The organism is Lujinxingia vulgaris, assembly GCF_007997005.1.
Taxonomy (GTDB): Bacteria; Myxococcota_A; Bradymonadia; order Bradymonadales; family Bradymonadaceae; genus Lujinxingia.
Map to the genome: position 1 here is coordinate 18811 of NZ_VOSL01000011.1, position 18262 is coordinate 37072.

Genomic DNA, 18262 nt, shown 5'->3' on the forward strand with positions numbered 1-18262 from the left:
ATCGGGCGCATCATAACACGGGGTCCGCCTCGTCCAAGTCCTCTCTCCCGAGGAACTCGCGCATCACCACCGTAGCGTAGGAGCCGGCCGGGAGTTCAAAGGCGATACGCGCGCACTGCGCGTCTTCCATCGCCACCTCCAGCGCGGGCATCGGCAGGGTGAGCGCGCGACGGGCGCCGCGCCCCATCTTCCCGGCGGTGCGAAACATCTCCACCTCAAGCCCCAGCTCCGAGAGCACCTCCTGCTCGATGCGTCCGGCCTCCGCTGCGGCCACCCCCTCTTTATACCCGGGCATCGGTCCGGTGATCACAAGCTCGCCGGCGTCGATGCGCGCCTGCACCTCCTCCAGCTCGTCGGCCCCCACCCAGAAGCGCCCGCCGCTATCGAGCTTCTCAAACACATCGCCGTCGAGCGCCCGTCGCCAGCTCCCCTCGTCGAGCCGCCTGGCGAGCACACGGTTGAAGATCTCACTCTGCACCGCGCTCACCGCCATCTTGCGCTGGAAGCGCCCCTTCGGCGCGCGGCCCCCTTGCAGCCAGCGCAGCCCCCGAAAGAGGTTCTGCCCCTGACGCCCGAAGCGCTGCGATCCGTAGAAGTTCGGCACACCCAGCGCCTTTAGGCGCGCCTCAATGGAAGCGATGCGCGCCGCAACATCGGCATCATCCCCGTCGTCCAGAGGTTCGAGATCCCGCACGCGCAGCTCAAAACGATTGCCCGAAAGGTGCCCGGTGCGAAGCTTGTTGGTGTGCCGCGCGGCCTCCAGAATGCGAACCTCAGCGCTCACCTCGCCGACCACCTCCGAGGGCTCCCGACCGCTCAGCACGTTGGCCGGCACCGAGAGCCACTGGCGGGTCACCGCCACCCGATCCTTGGTGCCCGCGCTGGCCACCTCCGCTTCGTCTATGCCAAAATGCGAGGCGATCGTACGCAGCAGACGCGCCCCATCGAGCTCGCGTTTCTCGACCCACAAGAAGAGATGATCGCCCTGACCGCTCGCCGCATACGCAGCGATCTCCTCGACCACAAAGTCCTCAGCGCTGGCCTTAAGCGTGCCGGCGAGCCCGGGGAGGTCGGCGCAGAGCCGCGGACAGGCGATTGGGGTGGGTTGTGAGGCGGTCGAAGACATCTTCTCTCCTGCGTGCGTAGCATACTAAGGGACGGGCGTTGACGCCGCGCACCTTTAACACTGACCCGCCAACGCCGACCAGCCCCACTGGCCCGCCCCCTCTCTCGGAGCCCCCTTTGTGAAGCACTCCAGCCCCCTGGCCATACCCGAGGCGGTCACACGCGCCAACGACGAGCTCATCGCCGCGCGCCACACCATCGCCCGCGCCATCGTCATGGGCGCCGGCGGCCTGGAGATCGCCGCGCGCCTTCGCGCCGTCACCGACCGCTGGCTCAAAACCCTCTGGGAGCAAGCCCTGGGCGAAGAACTTCGCACCGCCGCCTCCCTTCACGCCACCGGCGGCTACGGCCGCGACGAGCTCGCCTTTCACAGCGACATCGACGTGCTCATCGCCCTCAATGACGAGGCCTGGCTGGAACGCGAGGAGCTCTCCCTTGCCGTCGAGCGACTGATGGCCTGGTCACGCGCCCCCCGCCTGCGCCTGAGCCACGCCGTACGCACCCCGGCGCAGACCCCGGAGGCCCTCGCCGAAGATCCCCGCACGGCCATCGCGCTTATCGATCTTCGCCCCCTGGCCGGCCCGGCCTCTCGCGCCGCCGATCGCAACGCCGCCATCGAACATCTGCGCGGCGACGACGAAGGCGCCACCTTCGTCGAGCAACTCTTCGAAGGCCACCGCCAGCGCGTGGCCCGCCACGGACAGACCGTCTACCTGCTGGAGCCCGACGTCAAAAACGGCGAGGGCGGCATGCGCGATCTCAACTGCATTGGCTGGGCGGCGCGCTGCCGATGGCAGATCGACGCCCGCACCCAGACCCGCGACGAGGTCGGCTGGACCGAAGAGCAACGCCTGCGCTACATCGACCGCCTCGACGCCATCCTCGGCGTGCGCAACGCCCTGCACCTGATCCACGGCCGCAAAACCGACCGCCTCACCTTCAGCGATCAAGAACTGCTGGTGCGCCTGGACGAACTTCGCCTGCAATCCCCCGAGCGCCTGGAGACCGTCGACCCCGACGCCATCGCCGAACATTACCGCCCCACCGACGAGCACGATCGCCAGCGCCTCAACCCCCAGGTCGAATCGCTGATGCGAGCGTATTACTGGCAGGCCCGCGCCGTCAGCGTCGCCTGCGAGCGCATGTTGCGCCGCTGGTCGGCCTCAAGCCCCCCGGGGCCAGCCCGCGTCCTGGGCAGCTTCGAGCTGATGGGCGATGTCATTCAACTTCCCGCACATCGTCATGACACCTTGAGCGCCGATGAGGTCTTTGAAGCCCTCAGCCTCGCCAGCACCCACGACGCTCTGCTCGATCCGCGCCTGGAGTCCGCCATGGAAGCCGCCGTGGGCACCTGGCCCCTGGGCGATGAGAGCTCACCGGCGCGCTCCCACCGCCTGCGCGCGCTGCTCACCTCGCCAACCACCTCCTCACGCACCTCCCAACGCCTGCTGGATCTGGGCATCCTCACTCGCACCGTGCCCGAATTCGACCCGCTGGTCTGCCACGTCCAGCACGACGTCTACCACGTCTACACCACCGACGTTCACTCGCTGAAATGCCTGGAGCTCGGCCGCGAGCTCCTCAACGGCGCGCCGGGCGCCGCCGGCCGCTGGCCCTTTTTTCGCTACGTCGCCTCCAGCATCACCGACGCGGAGGTCTTCTTGCTGGCCTGCCTCTTTCACGACATCGGCAAAAACCGCGGCGGCGATCACAGCCGCAAAGGCGCCGTGTTGATGGAAGCCATTGGCCCCAGGCTCGGGCTGGACGCCGCCCAGGTCGATCTTCTGGCGATGCTCGTCCGCGAGCACCTCACCCTTAGCCTGACCTCCCGCCGCCGCGACCTCTCCGACCCCCACGTCGTCGATGAGATCGCCGAGCGCCTGGGCGATGTGGCCACCCTCAACCTGCTCACCGCCCTGACCTTCTGCGACATGTCCACCGTCGCCCCCGACGTGATGAACGACTGGAACGCCACCCTGCTCATGGAGCTCTACCGCCGCCTGCGTGAGGCGCTTGAGCAGGGCGACGAGCGCCACCGCGCCGATCCGCGCGGACTTCGTCGCATCCGCCAGCGCCTGGAGCGCCGCATCCAGGACTTAAGCGACTGCCCGATGGAGGCCGTCGACCTCGACACCTTCCTCAACGATCTTCCCCAGGAGCATCTTCTGCACGCCGAGCCCGACGCCCTGGCCCGCCAGCTCGCCGCCTACACCCGCGCGCGTCGCAACGACGTGGAGACCCGCATCCAGGGCGTCGCCGTCGAGCTCGCACCGCTCCCGGAGCGCGGCATCACCGAGATCATCGTCTCCACCGTCGACACCCCCGGCACCCTGGCCCGCATCGCCGGCGCCCTCTCCAGCGCCGGCGTCAACATCATGGCCGCCGACATCGTCTCCACCGCCAGCGGCCGCACGCTCGACATCTTCCACATCGCCCACTTCAACCCGGCCGCCCTGCCCGTCTCCGAGCCCCGCGCCGTCGACGATCCGCGCCGCCTCGAGAAGATCACCTCCCGCATCATCGACGTGCTCGAAGAGCGCCTCGACGTCGACGAGCTCCTCCAGCAGCGCTTCGACGAGCGCCGCCTCACCCCCCGCCCCATCCCCCAGGTCCCCACCGAGGTGCGCGTCGTCGAACACGCCAGCGAGCTCTTCACTGTGATTGAGGTCCGCGCCCCCGACCGCCTGGGCCTGCTCTACCAGATCACCCGCGCGCTCTGGGAGGCAGGTGTCGAGACCCGCGTCAGCCGCATCGACTCCCTGGGCAGCCAGGCCATCGACAACTTCTACGTCGAAGAGGCCCACGGCGGACAACTCTCCGCCGAGCGCTGCGACGAGGTCGTCGCCGCGATCGAAGACGCCTTAAGTCGCCTGCCCGAGAACTAAAGCAAGCGCGCCAACCTTTTTATGCTCACCGGTTGCCGGCCTTGCCCTGTGGCGGCTGCCCGCTTAGCCTGCGCCCGGCGCCCTTGCCCCACGCACCGCCCGCACTCCTTTGGTTTACGGAGGCCCCATGAAGCTCGACGAAGCGATCGACAGCTACCTCTTCCATCTCAAAGTCGAGCGTAACCTCGCCGAAAACACGATCCTGGCCTACAGCAACGACTTAAGCCAGTTTGTCGACTTTCTCACCGACGCCGAGAGCGACGCCCCCCGCCCCAGCCCCGACATCGAGGCGATCAGCGACGCCGACATCAGCGCCTTCCTCGCCCACCAGCTTGGCGAATCGGTCAAGACGCGCACGATCTCCCGAAAACTCTCCAGCGTGCGCGGCCTTTTTAAGTTCTTGCGCCGCAACCAGAAGCTCGAGCGCGACCCCACCGCCCACGTCGACGCCCCCAGCTACGGCACCCGCGTGCCCACCGTGCTCACCCTCGATGAGGTGGAGTCGCTGCTAAACGCCCCCGACCGCTCCACCCCCGAGGGCCTGCGCGACTGGGCCATGCTCGAGGTCCTCTACGCCACCGGCCTGCGCGTCACCGAGCTTGTCACCCTGCTCATCCGCGAGGTCGACCTCAACGCGGGCTACGTGCGCGTGATCGGCAAAGGCTCCAAACAACGCGTCGTGCCCCTTGGCGAGGTTGCAATCGAAGCGCTCGCTGAGTATGAGGACCAGGCGCGTGGCCAACTTCTGGCCAACGCCGGCGGACCCGGCGCCTCACCGGCGCTCTTTGTCACCCGCCGCGGCGGCGCGATGACCCGCCAGGCTTTCTGGAAAAACATCAAACGCTACGCCGAGCTCGCCGGCATCGACAAACCCATCAGCCCGCATAAGCTGCGCCACAGCTTCGCCACCCACCTGCTGGAACGCGGAGCCGACCTGCGCATCGTGCAGGCCCTGCTCGGTCACGCCGATATCAACACCACCCAGATCTACACCCACGTGGCCCGTGAGCGCCTCAAACGCCTCTACGACGACCACCACCCGCGAGCCTGACTCGCCACACACGCCATGAAGAGCGCCCCCGGCGGCCCACGCGCCGCAGACAACGCCCAGGTCCCCCCTGAGCTCCGCCTCGATCTGCCGAGCTATCAGGGCCCGATGGATCTTCTCCTCGACCTGATCCGCGAGCACGAAGTCGACATCTTCGACATCCCCATCGCCCTGATCACCGCCGAGTACCTCCGCTACCTCGACCAGCTTCAGGCCCTCGATCTGACCGTCGGCGGCGAGTGGCTGGAGATGGCCGCCACCCTGGTCTACATCAAGTCGCGCACGCTCCTTCCGCCCGATCCCGAAGAAGACGATGACGAGCTCGGTCCCGACCCCCGCGAAGAGCTGGTCCGCCGCCTCATCGAGTACCAGGTCTTTAAGTGGGCCGCCGAGCAGCTCGACGATCGCCCCCAGCTTGAGCGTGACTTCTTTTTGGCCGCCCCCAAAGCCCGCGAGGAGCGCGAGCAGGTCGGCCCCCCGAAGTTGCGCGAGGCCGACATCTCCGATCTCGTCGATGCCCTGCGCCGCGTCATCGAAAAGCAACGCGAAGAGCCCACCTGGGCCTACGAGATCACCCGCGAAAAGCTCACCCTGCGCGGCATGGTGCTCGAGATCTCCTCGATCCTGCGCGATGAGCCCCGCATCTCCTTTGAGTCCCTCTTTAGCGAAGGTCGCCTGACCCGCCACCGCGTCGTCACCACCTTCCTGGCCCTCCTCGAGATGACGAAGCTGCGCATGATCAAGCTCTTCCAATCTCGCCTGGGCGGACCCGACACCCTCATCATCGAGCGCGCCGTCATCGACATCGTCGAAGTCAGCCAGACCCTTGAGTTTTACGACAGCACACCATGACCGAGATCCTCGACGAACAGACCACCCGGGCCCGGGTCGAAGCCCTGCTGCTCGCCGCAGAAGAGCCCCTCTCGCTCGACCGCTTCCGCGACGCGCTGCCCACCGCTTCGGCCGAAGCGCTGCACAAAGTGCTGCGGGCGCTGGAGCTCGAATACGCAGGCCCCCACCGCGGCATCCACCTGGTGCGCATGTCCGGCGGATACCAGCTGCGCACCAACCCCGATCCCGAGATCGGCCAGGCCATTCGCAAACTTTTTGAGACTCGGCCAGTGCGCATCTCCCGCGCGGCGATGGAGGCCCTGGCCATCATCGCCTACCGCCAGCCCCTGACCCGCGCCGAGATCGACGAGATCCGCGGCGTCAACTCCTCCGGCGTCCTCCAGACCCTGCAGGAAGTTCAACTTATCGAAGTCGTCGGACGCCTCGATGACATCGGAAAACCCAACCTCTACGGCACCACCCCCCGCTTCTTAGACTTTTTCGGCCTGGAGAGCATCGGCGAGCTTCCCACCCTGGAAGCCAGCGAACTTCAGGCCCTTATTGAGATGCACAACCAGCTCGATCATCCCGAGGCGGACGTCGCGATCGACGACGCCCCCAACGAGCTCGCTTCCCCTTCTGACGATCAGGAATAGCCCGGCCCGCTCTCCAGTTGGCCCGCCTGAGCCCGTCGCCTCACCCCCGATCCTTTGCGATCTGCCTGACCCGGAATACCTGATTATGGCCCAAGAAATGCGCGTCCAGAAGTTTTTGTCCAAAGCCGGTGTCTGCTCACGGCGCAAAGCCGAAGAGCATATGCTCGCCGGCCACATCAAGATCAACGGCAAGGTCTGCAAAGAGCTCGGCACCCAGGTCGACCCCTCCCGCGACACCGTGGAGTTTCAGGGCTCGGTGGTGCGCCTGCCCGAGAGCTACATCTACGTCTTGCTCAATAAGCCCGCCAACTACATCACCTCGCTCACCGACCCGGAGGGCCGCCCGGTCGTCGTCGACCTTTTGCCCGCCTCCATGCCGCGCGTCTGGCCGGTGGGTCGGCTGGACTGGGACAGCGAGGGCCTGCTGCTGTTGACCAACGACGGCAAGCTCACCAACCTCCTGACCCACCCCTCCCACGAGGTCGCCAAGACCTACGCCGTCAAAGTCCGCGGCCTGCTCACCGATAGCAGCCCCGAACTTGAGACGCTGCGCACCGGCGTGGAGATCGGCGAGGGCGAGGTCACCGCCCCGGCCCAGGTCCGCCTGATTCGGGATAACGGACGCAACACCTGGCTGGAGATCGTGATCCGCGAGGGCAAAAACCGCCAGATTCGCCGCATGTTGGAGGCCATCGAGCGCCCCGTCATGAAGCTGCGCCGCATCTCCATCGGGCCGCTCACCATCGACGGCATCGCCTCGGGCACCTTCCGCTCACTGACCCACGCCGAGGTCCTCGACCTCTACGGCGAAGTTGAAGCCACGATCCCCGAGCGGGCGCAGCCCTCCAAACGCGCCCAGAAACGCGAGCGCGAGGCCATTGAGCGCGGTGATCTCCCCGATCACCGCGCCAAAAAGCGCAAAAACCGCTCCAAATAAGCCTCTCGCATCTTTCTTTCACAATGCTGCTTGACACCTCCCGGCTCCTCCCTTAGGTTCCGCCTCCCTGGAACGCAGTGGCCGTCGACGTCAGACAGCCTTGATGCGGGGTGGAGCAGCCAGGTAGCTCGTCGGGCTCATAACCCGAAGGTCACAGGTTCGAATCCTGTCCCCGCTACTTACAATTTGATGGTCGACCCTTGTGGGGCGTCGACTTTGATGCGGGGTGGAGCAGCCAGGTAGCTCGTCGGGCTCATAACCCGAAGGTCACAGGTTCGAATCCTGTCCCCGCTACTCGAAACACCAGGTCTGGCAAACGCATCATTGCCAGCCTTGATGCGGGGTGGAGCAGCCAGGTAGCTCGTCGGGCTCATAACCCGAAGGTCACAGGTTCGAATCCTGTCCCCGCTACTTGTTACAACCAGATTGGCACGTAGAGTTTTAACGTGCTGATCGTGATGCGGGGTGGAGCAGCCAGGTAGCTCGTCGGGCTCATAACCCGAAGGTCACAGGTTCGAATCCTGTCCCCGCTACTCAACGAAAAGCGCGTCTCAATCGAGACGCGCTTTTCGCGTTCTTGCCCCCCTTCCTGGCTTAATCTCGCAACTTCTTACCCGTCTTGAGCAACCACAACGCCACACCGCCAAAGATCGCGTTGAGCACAAGCAACATCACCGCCCCCTGCCACACCGGCACATCCGAGACGCCCACCATCCCGTAACGCACCCCGTTGACCATGTAGAGCACCGGGTTAAAAAGCGAGACGGTATCCCAGGGCGCCGGCAACATCTCGATCGAATAAAACACCCCGCCCAGAAAGGTCAGCGGCGTGATCAGGAAGTTGGGGAGCAGGTTAATATGATCAAAATCCTCGCCCAGGATCGCCACCACCACCCCGATGAACGCAAAGGCCATCGAGGTCAGCGCCATAAAGATCAGCGCCACCGGCACCGAATAAAAAGGTGAGGCTCCCATCAGCCAGGCCACGATCCAGATGATCGAGCCGATCAACATCGCCCGCACCACCGCCGCGGCCACATACGCGCCCAGAAACTGCACGTAGGTCAGCGGCGTCACCAAAAGGTCCACGATCGTGCCGTGCACCTTGGTGATAAAGAGCGAGAACGCCGAGTTGATGTACGAATTGGTGATCAGCGCCAGCATCACAAGGCCCGGCACCAGAAAGTCCACGTAGGGCACCCCGCGGATCTCCTGGAGCCGATCCCCCAGCGAATAGCCGAAGACCAGAAAGTAGAGCATCATCGTGATCACCGGGCTTATCACGGTCTGGCCGGCGATCGTCCAGAAGCGAAGAATCTCCTTATAAAAGAGCGTCCACGCCCCGAGGAGCTGGCGCTCCTGGGCCACATCCCTACTACGCGCGATCTTCTCCAGCGCCGCCTGCCGCGCCGCCTCACGCCCGCCCTCGGGCGCCTTCACGTCGCGCTCGTCGCTCACACTCATGACGCCCCCTTCGACGACGCGTCGGCGTCCTCATGCAACACCTCCCGGAAGATCGACTCCAGCGAGCTTCGCCCCCCTTCCACCGACACAATCGACGCGCCGGCGCCCACCAGCGTCTTCAGCAGGTAGTCCACTTCCTCGCCACCCTCCTCGTCCCCGCCAGCCCGGGTGTAGTTCAGCTTGAGCGTGCGCCCCTGCACCTCCACCTCATGCTGCCCCAGCGCCTCAATCACCTGCGCAGACGGCGTCTCGCGCAGCCGCACCTCCACATGACGTCTGCCAAACTCCTCCATCAACGCCTCGCGATCATCGACGCGCAGCAACCTCCCCCGATTAATGATCCCCACGCGGTCGGCCAACTTCTCGGCCTCCTCCAGATAATGCGTCGTGAGCACGATGGTGGTGCCCCGCGCCCGCAACGCCTCCACATAACCCCAGAGCTCATCGCGCAGCTCCACGTCCACGCCGGCGGTCGGCTCATCCAGAAAGAGCACCACCGGGTCATGCATCAACGCCTTGCAGATCATCAGCCGGCGCTTCATCCCGCCGGAGAGCCAGCGGGTGTTCGCGTCGGCCTTCTCCAGAAGTGAAAACTGGTCGAGCAGCGCGTCGATCTCATCGCGCGTGGGCTTCACCCCGAAATACCCCGCCTGAAACTCCAGCACCTGCCGCACCGAGAAGAAGGCGTCCCAGTTGAGCTCCTGGGGCACAAGCCCCACCATCCGGCGTGTCACCCGGTAGTGATCGACGACATCGAGCCCGGCCACCTTCACCTGCCCCTCAAACCCGGTGATCAGCCCGGTGATGCACCCGATCATCGTCGTCTTGCCCGCCCCGTTGGGCCCGAGCAACGCGAAGATCTCCCCGGGCTCAATCCTCAAGGTCACATCATCCACCGCACGTAACTCACCATAGCGTTTGGTCAGCCCCTTGAGCTCAACCACCGCCTCCATCCCTTGTTCACCATCGCTCACTGCGTCACCATCGTTCGGGTCAAGGATCGCGCCGATCCCACAACCGCATCATCGAAACTCAAAACAAGCCGCTCTGAGGTACAAAACACGCGGCTCGCCGCGCGCTCGGATCGTGATCACAATCACCTCCCACGCAAGCGCGCTGGCCAAATTGACAGTATTTTGTCGGGCTTGGTACCCTCCCGGAAAGAATTTGCGTCCGACAACCAGGCGTACGACAATCGCTTGACCTCATACCCGGGTCTTCCCCCAGCCGATCGTCCGGTGACCAGCTCAGGTCGCCCCCCGATGGTGGTAGATTCCCCTCTGCACGGCAAACACACATGTCCAAAGAACGTATCGGAGAGCTGCTCGTCCGCGAGAACCTCGTCTCGCCAGCCCAACTCAAGCAGGCCCAGGACCGCTCCAAACGCGACGGCAGCCGCCTGGGATATGAGCTCACCCGCCTGGGATTTGTGGAAGAGGGCGAGCTGACCTCATTTTTGAGCCGCCACTTTGGCGTGCCCTCGGTGAGCCTGGCGGACATCGAAGTCCCCGAGAACATCATCCAGCTCATCCGCAAAGAGGTCGCGGTACGCCACCAGTGTCTGCCCATCAACCGCAGCGGCGCCACGCTTGTGGTCGCGATGGCCGATCCGTCGAACATCTACGCCATCGACGATCTGAAGTTCATGACCGGCTACAACATCGAGGTGGTCGTCGCCAGCGAATCGGCCATTGAGCAGGCCATCTACACCTATTACGGCGGCGAAGAGAGCGCCGGCGTCGACTACGACGCCATCCTCGGCGAGCTCGATCTCGACGATGTCGATTACGTCGAAGAAGAAGACGCCGCCGACGTCAACGACCTGGCCCGCGCCAGCGAAGACGCCCCGGTCATTCGACTGGTCAACCACATCCTGGTCGACGCTATCAAACGCGGCGCCAGCGACATTCACATCGAGCCCTACGAGAAAGAGTTCCGCGTGCGCTTCCGCGTCGACGGCGTGCTCTCCGAGGTGATGCGTCCGCCGCTTAAGCTCAAAAACGCTATCACCTCCCGTCTCAAGATCATGAGCAACCTGGACATCGCCGAGCGGCGACTTCCCCAGGACGGCCGTATCAAGCTCAAGATGGGCCGCAACAAAGAGATGGACTTCCGCGTCAGCGTCTTGCCGACCCTCTTCGGCGAAAAAGTCGTTATGCGACTGCTCGACCAGTCCAACCTGCAGCTCGACATGACCAAGCTGGGCTTCGACGAGAAGGCCCTGAAGGTCTTCCTCGACTCCATTCACCGCCCCTACGGCATGTGCCTGGTCACCGGCCCCACCGGTTCCGGTAAGACCACCACGCTGTATTCGGCGCTCAGCGACCTCAACAAAGTCAGCGAAAATATCTCCACGGCCGAAGACCCCGTCGAGTTCAACCTCGCTGGCATCAACCAGTGCCAGATGCACGAATCGATTGGCCTGAACTTCGCCGCCGCCCTGCGCTCCTTTTTGCGTCAGGACCCCGACATCATCATGGTCGGCGAGATTCGCGACTTCGAGACGGCCGAGATCGCCATTAAGGCGGCGCTCACCGGCCACATGGTGTTGAGCACCCTGCACACCAACGACGCGCCCAGCACCATCAGCCGTCTGCTCAACATGGGCATTGAGCCCTTCCTGGTCACCGCCTCGCTCAACGTCGTCGTCGCCCAGCGACTGGCGCGCCGCATCTGCTCGGACTGCAAAGAAGTCTACAACGTCCCGCGCGAGACACTGGTCGAGATGGAGGTCCCCGAAGAGTGGCTCGACCGCCCGGTTTACCACGGCGCCGGCTGCTCCTCCTGCGGCGATACGGGCTACCGCGGCCGTGTCGCGCTCTACGAGGTCCTGGGTATGAACGACGCCATCAAGGACTACATCCTGCAGGGCTACTCCACCGCCGAGCTCAAGGCCGAGGCCATCCGTCTGGGCATGAACACCCTGCGTCGCGCCGGCATCATCAAGATGTTCGAGGGCGTCACAACCCCCGAAGAGGTCGTGCGCAACAGCGCCCCGGACCGTTGATCCCGCACGCCGACCGCACCGTCGATACGTTTACGCTGTTCTTCCTCTACCCCTCGTCCTGAGAGCGCTATGGCCAACCTGCACCAGCTCCTGAAGATCATGGTCGACAAGAACGCCAGCGATCTTCACATCACCGTCGGAGCCCCTCCGCAGCTTCGCATCGACGGCTCGCTCGTGCCGCTCAAAACCTCCAAGCTCTCGCCGACTGAGACGCGCCAGCTCTGCTACAGCGTGCTCACCGACAAGCAGAAGCAGGGCTTTGAGACCGACAACGAGCTCGATCTCTCCTTTGGCGTCAAGGGCCTGAGCCGCTTCCGTGGCAACATCTTTATGCAACGCGGCGCGGTCGCCGGCGTCTTTCGTAAGATCCCCTTTGAGATCCTGAGCTTTCAGCAGCTTGGCCTGCCCCCGGTCATCGGCTCGTTTGCCGAGAAGCCCCGCGGACTGGTGCTGGTGACCGGCCCGACCGGCAGCGGTAAGTCCACCTCGCTGGCCGCCCTCATCGACAAGATCAACGTCGAGAAGCGCCTGCACATCCTCACGATCGAAGATCCGATCGAGTATCTGCACCCCCATAAAAACTGCCTGGTCAACCAGCGCGAGGTCGGCGCGGACACCGGCGGCTTTAAGAGCGCGCTTCGCTACGTCCTTCGTCAGGACCCCGACGTCGTGCTCATCGGTGAGCTTCGTGACCTGGAGACGATCGAGGCCGCGCTGACCATCAGTGAGACCGGCCACCTGGCGCTGGGCACCCTGCACACCAACGGCTGTGTGCAGACGATCAACCGCATCATCGACGTCTTCCCCTCGCACCAGCAGTCGCAGATCCGCGCCCAGCTCTCCTTTGTGCTCGAAGGCGTCATCAGCCAGCAGCTGATCCCGCACGCCTCCGGCCGCGGCCGCGCGCTGGCCACCGAGGTGCTCGTGCCCACGCCGGCGATCCGCAACCTGATCCGCGAGGATAAGATCCACCAGATCTACAGCTCGATGCAGGTCGGTCAGTCGCGAAGCTTCATGCAGACGATGAATCAGTCTCTTTTCTTGCTTATCCGCGATCGACAAATCACAGTTGAAGACGGTCTGGCACGATCCAACGACCCCGAAGAACTCCGTACCATGCTTGAGCAGGGCGGCGCCGGGAACTCCGGCGGCGGCTCCGGCCCCCGTAACCGCAGCTCTTCGATCCGATACACCTGAGCGAGCCGTGCTGCCTCTTCAAAGGCAGTGCGTCTTGCACCGAGTCATACAAACGCGTCTGAGGTGAGCAATGCCTGTCTTTGTCTGGGAAGGAACCAACCGCTCCGGCGAAGCCCGTAAGGGTCAGATGAACGCCAGCAACGCCGAAGAGGTGGAGCAGCGTCTTCGCCAGCAGGAGATCAACGTCTCCAAAGTGAAGAAGAAGGCCTCCAAGAGCTTCAACTTCAAGGGAGCCTCGCGCGTTCCTCAAGACAACCTGGTGATCTTCACCCGTCAGTTCGCCACGATGATCGACGCCGGCCTGCCCCTGGTGCAGTGCCTGGAGCTGCTCGGCGCCAACGAGCCTCATAAAGGCTTCCAGCGCATCATCGCCGAGATCCGCAAAGATATTGAGTCGGGCTCGACCCTCTCCGACTCCATGGCCAAACATCCCGGCGCCTTCGACAACCTCTACGTCAGCCTGGTCGCCGCCGGTGAGGTCGCCGGTATCCTCGATACGGTCATGAACCGCCTGGCCATGCAGATCGAGAAGTCCCAGAAGCTGCGCCGGCGCATCAAAGGGGCGTTTACGTACCCGACCATCGTTGTCGTCATCGCGATCGTGATCCTCATCGGCATGCTCTACAAGATCATCCCGACCTTCGCCGCGATGTTCGCCGACATGGGCGGCGGCGCCGAGCTCCCCGCGCCGACGCGTTTTGTGATGGCGCTCTCGGAGTTCGTGCAGGCCTACTTCCTCTACATCGTCGGCGGCATGATCGGCTTTGGCGTCACGGTCAAAACGCTGATGGGCTACCAGCCCACTCGCGCGGTGATCGATGACGTGCTGCTGAAAGTTCCCGTCTTCGGTGACCTTCTGCAAAAGACCGCCGTCGCGCGCTTTACCCGCACCCTGGGCACCATGGTGTCCTCCGGCGTTCCCATCGTCGACAGCCTGGAGATCGTGGCAAAAACCGCCGGCAACATGACCATCCAGAAGGCCATCTTCTATGTGCGCGAGCGCATCAGCGAGGGTCAGAACATGGTCGACCCGCTCATGGAGACGGGCATCTTCCCGAAGATGGTCGTGCAGATGATCGGCGTCGGTGAGGCCACCGGTGCGCTCGACACCATGCTCAACAAGATCGCCGACTTCTACGAAGACGAAGTCGACGTGGCCGTCGAAGGCATGACCGCACTCATTGAGCCCATCATGATGGTCGGCCTGGGTGGGATGGTCGGCGGGATGCTCATCTCGATGTACCTGCCAATCTTCGAGATGGCCGGTAACATTCAGCAATAATTTCGGCTCCCCCCTCGCCACCTATGCCACCGACGCGCGACCGACAGCGCGACCGCCTCAAAGGCCTCCTGGTCTTTCGGGTGGTCCTGGTCACACTCTTCCTGGGGAGCGCGGTGGCGCTTGATGTGCGCACCTTTGCCAGCGCCTCCGAGCCACGAAACCTCACGCTGCTCGGCCTCATCGTGGGCACCTACGTGCTCACGATCGCCCACGCCCTGGCGCTGCGTCAGAAGCTCAAAACCCAGACCCTGGCCTGGGCCCAGATCCTGGGCGATCTGGGCGTGACCACCATCCTGGCGCTGGTCTCCGGGGGCTTCGACAGCCTCTTTCTCTTCTTTTTCCACTTCACCATCATCAACGCCGCGATCGTGTTGGGGCGCGTGGGTGGGCTCGTGGCCTCGGGCATCACGGTGCTCTCGCTCTGCTACCTGGCGCTGATCAGCGCCGGGGCGCTGCCCCACCCCATCTTAAGCGAGCCCCCGGCGCTGCGCGCCTGGGGCACGGTCGCCTACGAGGTCGTCGTCAACAGCGTCGGCGGCATCATGATCGCCGTACTCGCCGGACACCTGGCCGAGCGCCTCGGTGAGGCGACAGAAGCGCTGGAGCGCCGCGACATCGATCTTCAAGAACTTCGCGCGCTCAACGAGCACATCCTCAGCAGCCTCTCCAGCGGCCTGCTCACCGTCGACGGGCGCGGTAACGTGATCTTTATGAACCGCGCCGCCGAAGAGATCACCGCCTGGACCTCCGAGCAGGTGCTCGGCCGCGCGCTCAGCGATCTTTTCCCCAACCTCGCCAACGCCGCCCTGGGGCCCTCTCCCGGCAAGGACCCGCGCCTGGAGAGCACCTTTGTGCGCTCCGACGGGCGCGAGGTTCATCTGGGGTTCTCCGTCTCCCCCCTGCGAAACGCCGAGGCCCGCGAGGTCGGACGCATCATCATCTTCCAGGACTTAAGCGACATTCGAAAACTCGAAGAGCAAATGAAACGCTCAGAGCGCCTGGCCGCCGTTGGTCAACTCTCCGCGGCGATCGCCCACGAGATCCGCAACCCCCTGGCTTCGATCAGCGGCTCGGTGGAGATGCTGCGCGCCGATGACGCGATCGACGATGAGAACCAGCTGCTGATGGACATCGTCCTGCGCGAAGTCGACCGCCTCAACGGCCTCATCACCGACTTTCTGGCCTACTGCCAGCCCCGCCCCCTGCGCACCGAGCGCCGCGATCTTCGTGAACTTCTCGACGAGCTTTTGCACCTCTACCGTTCGCAGGCCGAACGCGATCGCATTCACCTGGATGTGGATCTTACCCCCGGCCCGGAGCCCATCGAGGCGATGCTCGACGCCGAGGCCCTGCGCCAGATCCTCTGGAACCTGCTGATCAACGCCGGCGACGCCGTGCGCGGCCTTCCGGCCGAAGATCGCCGGGTGCGGGTGGAACTCAGCGCGAGCACCATAGGCTCATACCCCGCCTGGCTCATCGCCGTGGAAGACAGCGGCGCAGGCGTCGCACCCGATCTTCGCGATCGCATCTTTGAGCCCTTCTTCACCACCAAAGACCACGGAACGGGCCTGGGGCTCGCCACAAACTTCCGCCTGGCCGAGTCCCACGGCGGCCGCATCAGCGTGGAGTCCCCCCTTCACCTGACGGGTGCGCGCTTCGAGCTGATGATTCCGGCCGCGACCGACAGCTCGCGTGAGTCATCCTCACGTCTCCCTTCCCCTGAGGCCGTCGAAGAGGCATCCTGAGGAAGACCCCGTTTCGTACGTTTACAATACGGCCCCTCAAGCTCATGAGCGATCCCGCAACCGACAGCCCGGCGAGCGCCGAACTTCCCATCCTCGTCGTCGATGATGAACGCAGCATGCGTGAGTTCCTCACCGTCATGCTCAAAAAAGACGGCCACCCGGTCGAGGTCGCCGCCTGCGGCGAAGACGCCGCCGCCCGCATCGACGCCGGCGAGCGTTTTAAGCTGGTGATGACCGACCTGAAGATGCCCGGCATCGGGGGGCTTGATGTGCTCCGCGCGATCAAAGCCGCCCAGCCCTCCTGCCAGGTCATCGTGATGACCGCCTACGCCACCGCCGAGACCGCGCTCTCAGCCATCAAGCTCGGCGCCTACGACTACATCACGAAGCCTTTTAAGATCGATGAGGCGCGCGTGGCAGTGAACCGTGCGCTGGAGAAGTTTGCGCTCGTCAGCGAGAACCTCTACCTGCGCGACGCACTCGATCACCGCCAGGGGCTGGGGCAGCTGATTGGCGAGTCCCGGGCGATGCAGCGCGTCTTCCAGATGATCCGGCGCGTCGCCCCCACCCGCACCACCATTTTGATCCATGGCGAGTCGGGCACGGGCAAAGAGCTCGTGGCTCGCGCCATTCACGACTTAAGCCCCAACGCCGAAGGCCCTTTTCTCCCCATCAACTGCGGCGCGATCCCCGAAAACCTCATTGAGAGCGAGCTCTTCGGCCATAAAAAAGGCGCCTTCACCGGCGCCCACGCCGACAAAGAAGGCCTCTTTGTGGCCGCCGGCCATGGCACGGTCTTCCTCGACGAGGTCGGCGAGCTGCCGCAATCGGTGCAGGTCAAACTTCTGCGGGTGCTGCAGGAGCGCAAAGTGCGCCCGGTGGGCGACTCGGCCGAACGCGAGGTGAGCTGTCGCATTGTGGCAGCCACCAACCGCGATCTTCGCCAGGAAGTTCAGGAGGGACGCTTTCGCGAAGACCTCTACTACCGCCTCAGCGTCATCCCGGTTGAGATGCCCCCCCTGCGCGAGCGCGGCGCCGATGTGCAACTTCTGCTGGAACATTTCCTGCACCGCTACGCCGAAGAGATCGGCAACCCCATCGAAGGCATCGACGCCCGCGCCCTGGCGATCCTCACCGCGTATGCCTACCCCGGCAACGTGCGTGAGCTGCAAAACATCGTCGAGCGCGCCGTCACGCTGGAGACCGGCTCACTGATCACCCCGGAGAGCCTTCCCTACCACCTGCAGGAAGAGAACTTCTCGCGGGTCGCCCGCCAGATCGACGTGCCCGAGGAGGGCGTCGATATGGAAAAGCTCGTCGAAGAGCTCGAGCGCAACCTCATCGCCCGCGCGCTTGAGCGCGCCGGCGGGGTCAAGACCGAGGCGGCGCGCCTGCTCAACATCAGCTTTCGCTCGCTGCGCTACCGCCTCGATAAATACGGCCTTAACGACGACTAAGCCTCAACCCTCTGCCACTCGTCACCTCAAGGAGCCCCACCATGCAGACCCTCTCCCAGCGCTTCGCAACGTTCGTTCAGGCCGCCGCCCGCGTGGATCGCCGCGGCATGACCCTCGTGGAGCTGATGATCGTCGTGGCGATCGTCGGCGTGCTCGCGGCCATCGGCGGCATGAGCTACTCCAGCTACATCCGCCAGGGCAAAGTCACCCAGCTCAAGCAATACGCCATGGACGTAGCTCGAGGTCAGGAGCAGTTCCGCGCGCGCAACAACCGCTACTACCAGCCCGACTCCGACTACAGCTCCCAGATGGCGGAGTCCGACATGCCGGAGTGGAACAACCTGCTCGAATTCAACTCCAACGTCGCAACGGGCATCACCATCATCGTGGAAGCCGACATCGGCGGGAACTGCACCATCTGCCCGGCCGGCGCCGAGCCCCTGGGCACGGGAGCCGAGAACAACCCCTGGTTCGCGGTGCTCGTCACCCAGGAAGAGCTCGGTGGCGACGCCTACCAGGCCTTCTTCACGAACGACATGCCCGAGCCCATTGAGCTTAAGCCCTGATGACGCGCCGTGGCGCGGGTGACAAAAATTGTCACCCGCCCTGCCGCTGAGCGTCAGATCCG

Annotated in this window: 14 protein-coding genes and 4 tRNA genes; 15 read left to right on the forward strand and 3 right to left on the reverse strand. The window is 64.4% G+C overall.

Annotated features, from left to right (window positions below):
* Nucleotides 1-10: 10 nt before the first annotated feature.
* Nucleotides 11-1126 carry a tRNA pseudouridine(13) synthase TruD gene (gene truD / locus FRC96_RS02055; protein WP_146972377.1) on the reverse strand — a complete coding sequence of 372 codons (1116 nt, stop codon included), beginning with the start codon at nucleotides 1124-1126 and terminating at the stop codon, nucleotides 11-13.
* A 118-nt stretch (nucleotides 1127-1244) separates the two neighbouring features.
* Between truD and FRC96_RS02060 the strand changes: the two genes are divergently transcribed.
* The 9 genes from FRC96_RS02060 to FRC96_RS02100 all read left to right on the forward strand — a co-directional run bounded on the left by FRC96_RS02060 (nucleotide 1245) and on the right by FRC96_RS02100 (nucleotide 8015).
* On the forward strand, nucleotides 1245-4010 hold the full coding sequence (locus FRC96_RS02060) for an ACT domain-containing protein (protein WP_146972378.1): 2766 nt from the start codon (nucleotides 1245-1247) through the stop codon (nucleotides 4008-4010).
* 127 nt (nucleotides 4011-4137) lie between these two features.
* Nucleotides 4138-5061 (forward strand): site-specific tyrosine recombinase XerD, encoded by a 924-nt coding sequence (gene xerD, locus FRC96_RS02065; RefSeq protein WP_146972379.1) that lies wholly within the window; start codon nucleotides 4138-4140, stop codon nucleotides 5059-5061.
* 15 nt (nucleotides 5062-5076) lie between these two features.
* A complete protein-coding gene (locus FRC96_RS02070; RefSeq protein ID WP_146972380.1) occupies nucleotides 5077-5910 on the forward strand; it encodes a segregation and condensation protein A in 834 nt (277 codons plus the stop codon).
* Nucleotides 5907-6545: an SMC-Scp complex subunit ScpB gene (gene scpB, locus FRC96_RS02075; RefSeq protein ID WP_146972381.1), complete on the forward strand. Its 639-nt coding sequence runs from the start codon at nucleotides 5907-5909 to the stop codon at nucleotides 6543-6545. The genes FRC96_RS02070 and scpB overlap by 4 nt, the downstream gene beginning before the upstream one ends.
* A gap of 85 nt (nucleotides 6546-6630) precedes the next feature.
* Entirely contained in the window at nucleotides 6631-7482 is an 852-nt protein-coding gene (locus FRC96_RS02080) for a pseudouridine synthase (RefSeq protein ID WP_146972382.1), read from the forward strand.
* A 104-nt stretch (nucleotides 7483-7586) separates the two neighbouring features.
* Nucleotides 7587-7660, forward strand: a tRNA-Met gene (locus FRC96_RS02085).
* Between the two features lie 42 nt (nucleotides 7661-7702).
* Nucleotides 7703-7776 (forward strand) — tRNA-Met (locus FRC96_RS02090).
* Nucleotides 7777-7819: 43 nt separating this feature from the next.
* Nucleotides 7820-7893 (forward strand) — tRNA-Met (locus FRC96_RS02095).
* 48 nt (nucleotides 7894-7941) lie between these two features.
* Nucleotides 7942-8015, forward strand: a tRNA-Met gene (locus FRC96_RS02100).
* A 61-nt stretch (nucleotides 8016-8076) separates the two neighbouring features.
* Here FRC96_RS02100 and FRC96_RS02105 read toward each other — a convergent pair.
* Both FRC96_RS02105 and FRC96_RS02110 read right to left on the reverse strand, forming a co-directional pair.
* A complete protein-coding gene (locus tag FRC96_RS02105) occupies nucleotides 8077-8946 on the reverse strand; it encodes an ABC transporter permease (RefSeq protein WP_146972383.1) in 870 nt (289 codons plus the stop codon).
* Nucleotides 8943-9920 (reverse strand): ABC transporter ATP-binding protein, encoded by a 978-nt coding sequence (locus FRC96_RS02110; protein ID WP_230469782.1) that lies wholly within the window; start codon nucleotides 9918-9920, stop codon nucleotides 8943-8945. Before FRC96_RS02110 ends, FRC96_RS02105 begins: the two co-directional genes overlap by 4 nt.
* Nucleotides 9921-10243: 323 nt before the next feature.
* Between FRC96_RS02110 and pilB the strand changes: the two genes are divergently transcribed.
* From pilB to FRC96_RS02140, 6 genes are all read left to right on the forward strand, one after another.
* Entirely contained in the window at nucleotides 10244-11953 is a 1710-nt protein-coding gene (gene pilB / locus FRC96_RS02115; RefSeq protein ID WP_146972384.1) for a type IV-A pilus assembly ATPase PilB, read from the forward strand.
* Nucleotides 11954-12022: 69 nt separating this feature from the next.
* The gene (locus FRC96_RS02120) at nucleotides 12023-13150 is read left to right on the forward strand and encodes a type IV pilus twitching motility protein PilT (RefSeq protein ID WP_115603758.1); all 1128 of its coding nucleotides are present in this window, start codon (nucleotides 12023-12025) and stop codon (nucleotides 13148-13150) included.
* A 70-nt stretch (nucleotides 13151-13220) separates the two neighbouring features.
* Nucleotides 13221-14432: a type II secretion system F family protein gene (locus tag FRC96_RS02125; protein ID WP_146972385.1), complete on the forward strand. Its 1212-nt coding sequence runs from the start codon at nucleotides 13221-13223 to the stop codon at nucleotides 14430-14432.
* 23 nt (nucleotides 14433-14455) lie between these two features.
* On the forward strand, nucleotides 14456-16177 hold the full coding sequence (locus FRC96_RS02130) for a two-component system sensor histidine kinase NtrB (protein WP_146972386.1): 1722 nt from the start codon (nucleotides 14456-14458) through the stop codon (nucleotides 16175-16177).
* Nucleotides 16178-16221: 44 nt separating this feature from the next.
* Nucleotides 16222-17634 carry a sigma-54-dependent transcriptional regulator gene (locus tag FRC96_RS02135; protein WP_146972387.1) on the forward strand — a complete coding sequence of 471 codons (1413 nt, stop codon included), beginning with the start codon at nucleotides 16222-16224 and terminating at the stop codon, nucleotides 17632-17634.
* 41 nt (nucleotides 17635-17675) lie between these two features.
* Complete coding sequence (locus tag FRC96_RS02140) at nucleotides 17676-18200, forward strand: type IV pilin protein (protein WP_146972388.1); 525 nt, start codon at nucleotides 17676-17678, stop codon at nucleotides 18198-18200.
* Nucleotides 18201-18262: the final 62 nt, after the last annotated feature.

Excerpts from the sequence above, each read along its gene's own strand:
- truD (WP_146972377.1), bottom strand. The coding sequence starts at position 1,126 with ATGTCTTCGACCGCCTCACAACCCACCCCAATCGCCTGTCCGCGGCTC.
- xerD (WP_146972379.1), top strand. The coding sequence starts at position 4,138 with ATGAAGCTCGACGAAGCGATCGACAGCTACCTCTTCCATCTCAAAGTC.
- FRC96_RS02070 (WP_146972380.1), top strand. The coding sequence starts at position 5,077 with ATGAAGAGCGCCCCCGGCGGCCCACGCGCCGCAGACAACGCCCAGGTC.
- scpB (WP_146972381.1), top strand. The coding sequence starts at position 5,907 with ATGACCGAGATCCTCGACGAACAGACCACCCGGGCCCGGGTCGAAGCC.
- FRC96_RS02080 (WP_146972382.1), top strand. The coding sequence starts at position 6,631 with ATGGCCCAAGAAATGCGCGTCCAGAAGTTTTTGTCCAAAGCCGGTGTC.
- FRC96_RS02105 (WP_146972383.1), bottom strand. The coding sequence starts at position 8,946 with ATGAGTGTGAGCGACGAGCGCGACGTGAAGGCGCCCGAGGGCGGGCGT.
- pilB (WP_146972384.1), top strand. The coding sequence starts at position 10,244 with ATGTCCAAAGAACGTATCGGAGAGCTGCTCGTCCGCGAGAACCTCGTC.
- FRC96_RS02120 (WP_115603758.1), top strand. The coding sequence starts at position 12,023 with ATGGCCAACCTGCACCAGCTCCTGAAGATCATGGTCGACAAGAACGCC.
- FRC96_RS02125 (WP_146972385.1), top strand. The coding sequence starts at position 13,221 with ATGCCTGTCTTTGTCTGGGAAGGAACCAACCGCTCCGGCGAAGCCCGT.
- FRC96_RS02130 (WP_146972386.1), top strand. The coding sequence starts at position 14,456 with ATGCCACCGACGCGCGACCGACAGCGCGACCGCCTCAAAGGCCTCCTG.
- FRC96_RS02135 (WP_146972387.1), top strand. The coding sequence starts at position 16,222 with ATGAGCGATCCCGCAACCGACAGCCCGGCGAGCGCCGAACTTCCCATC.
- FRC96_RS02140 (WP_146972388.1), top strand. The coding sequence starts at position 17,676 with ATGCAGACCCTCTCCCAGCGCTTCGCAACGTTCGTTCAGGCCGCCGCC.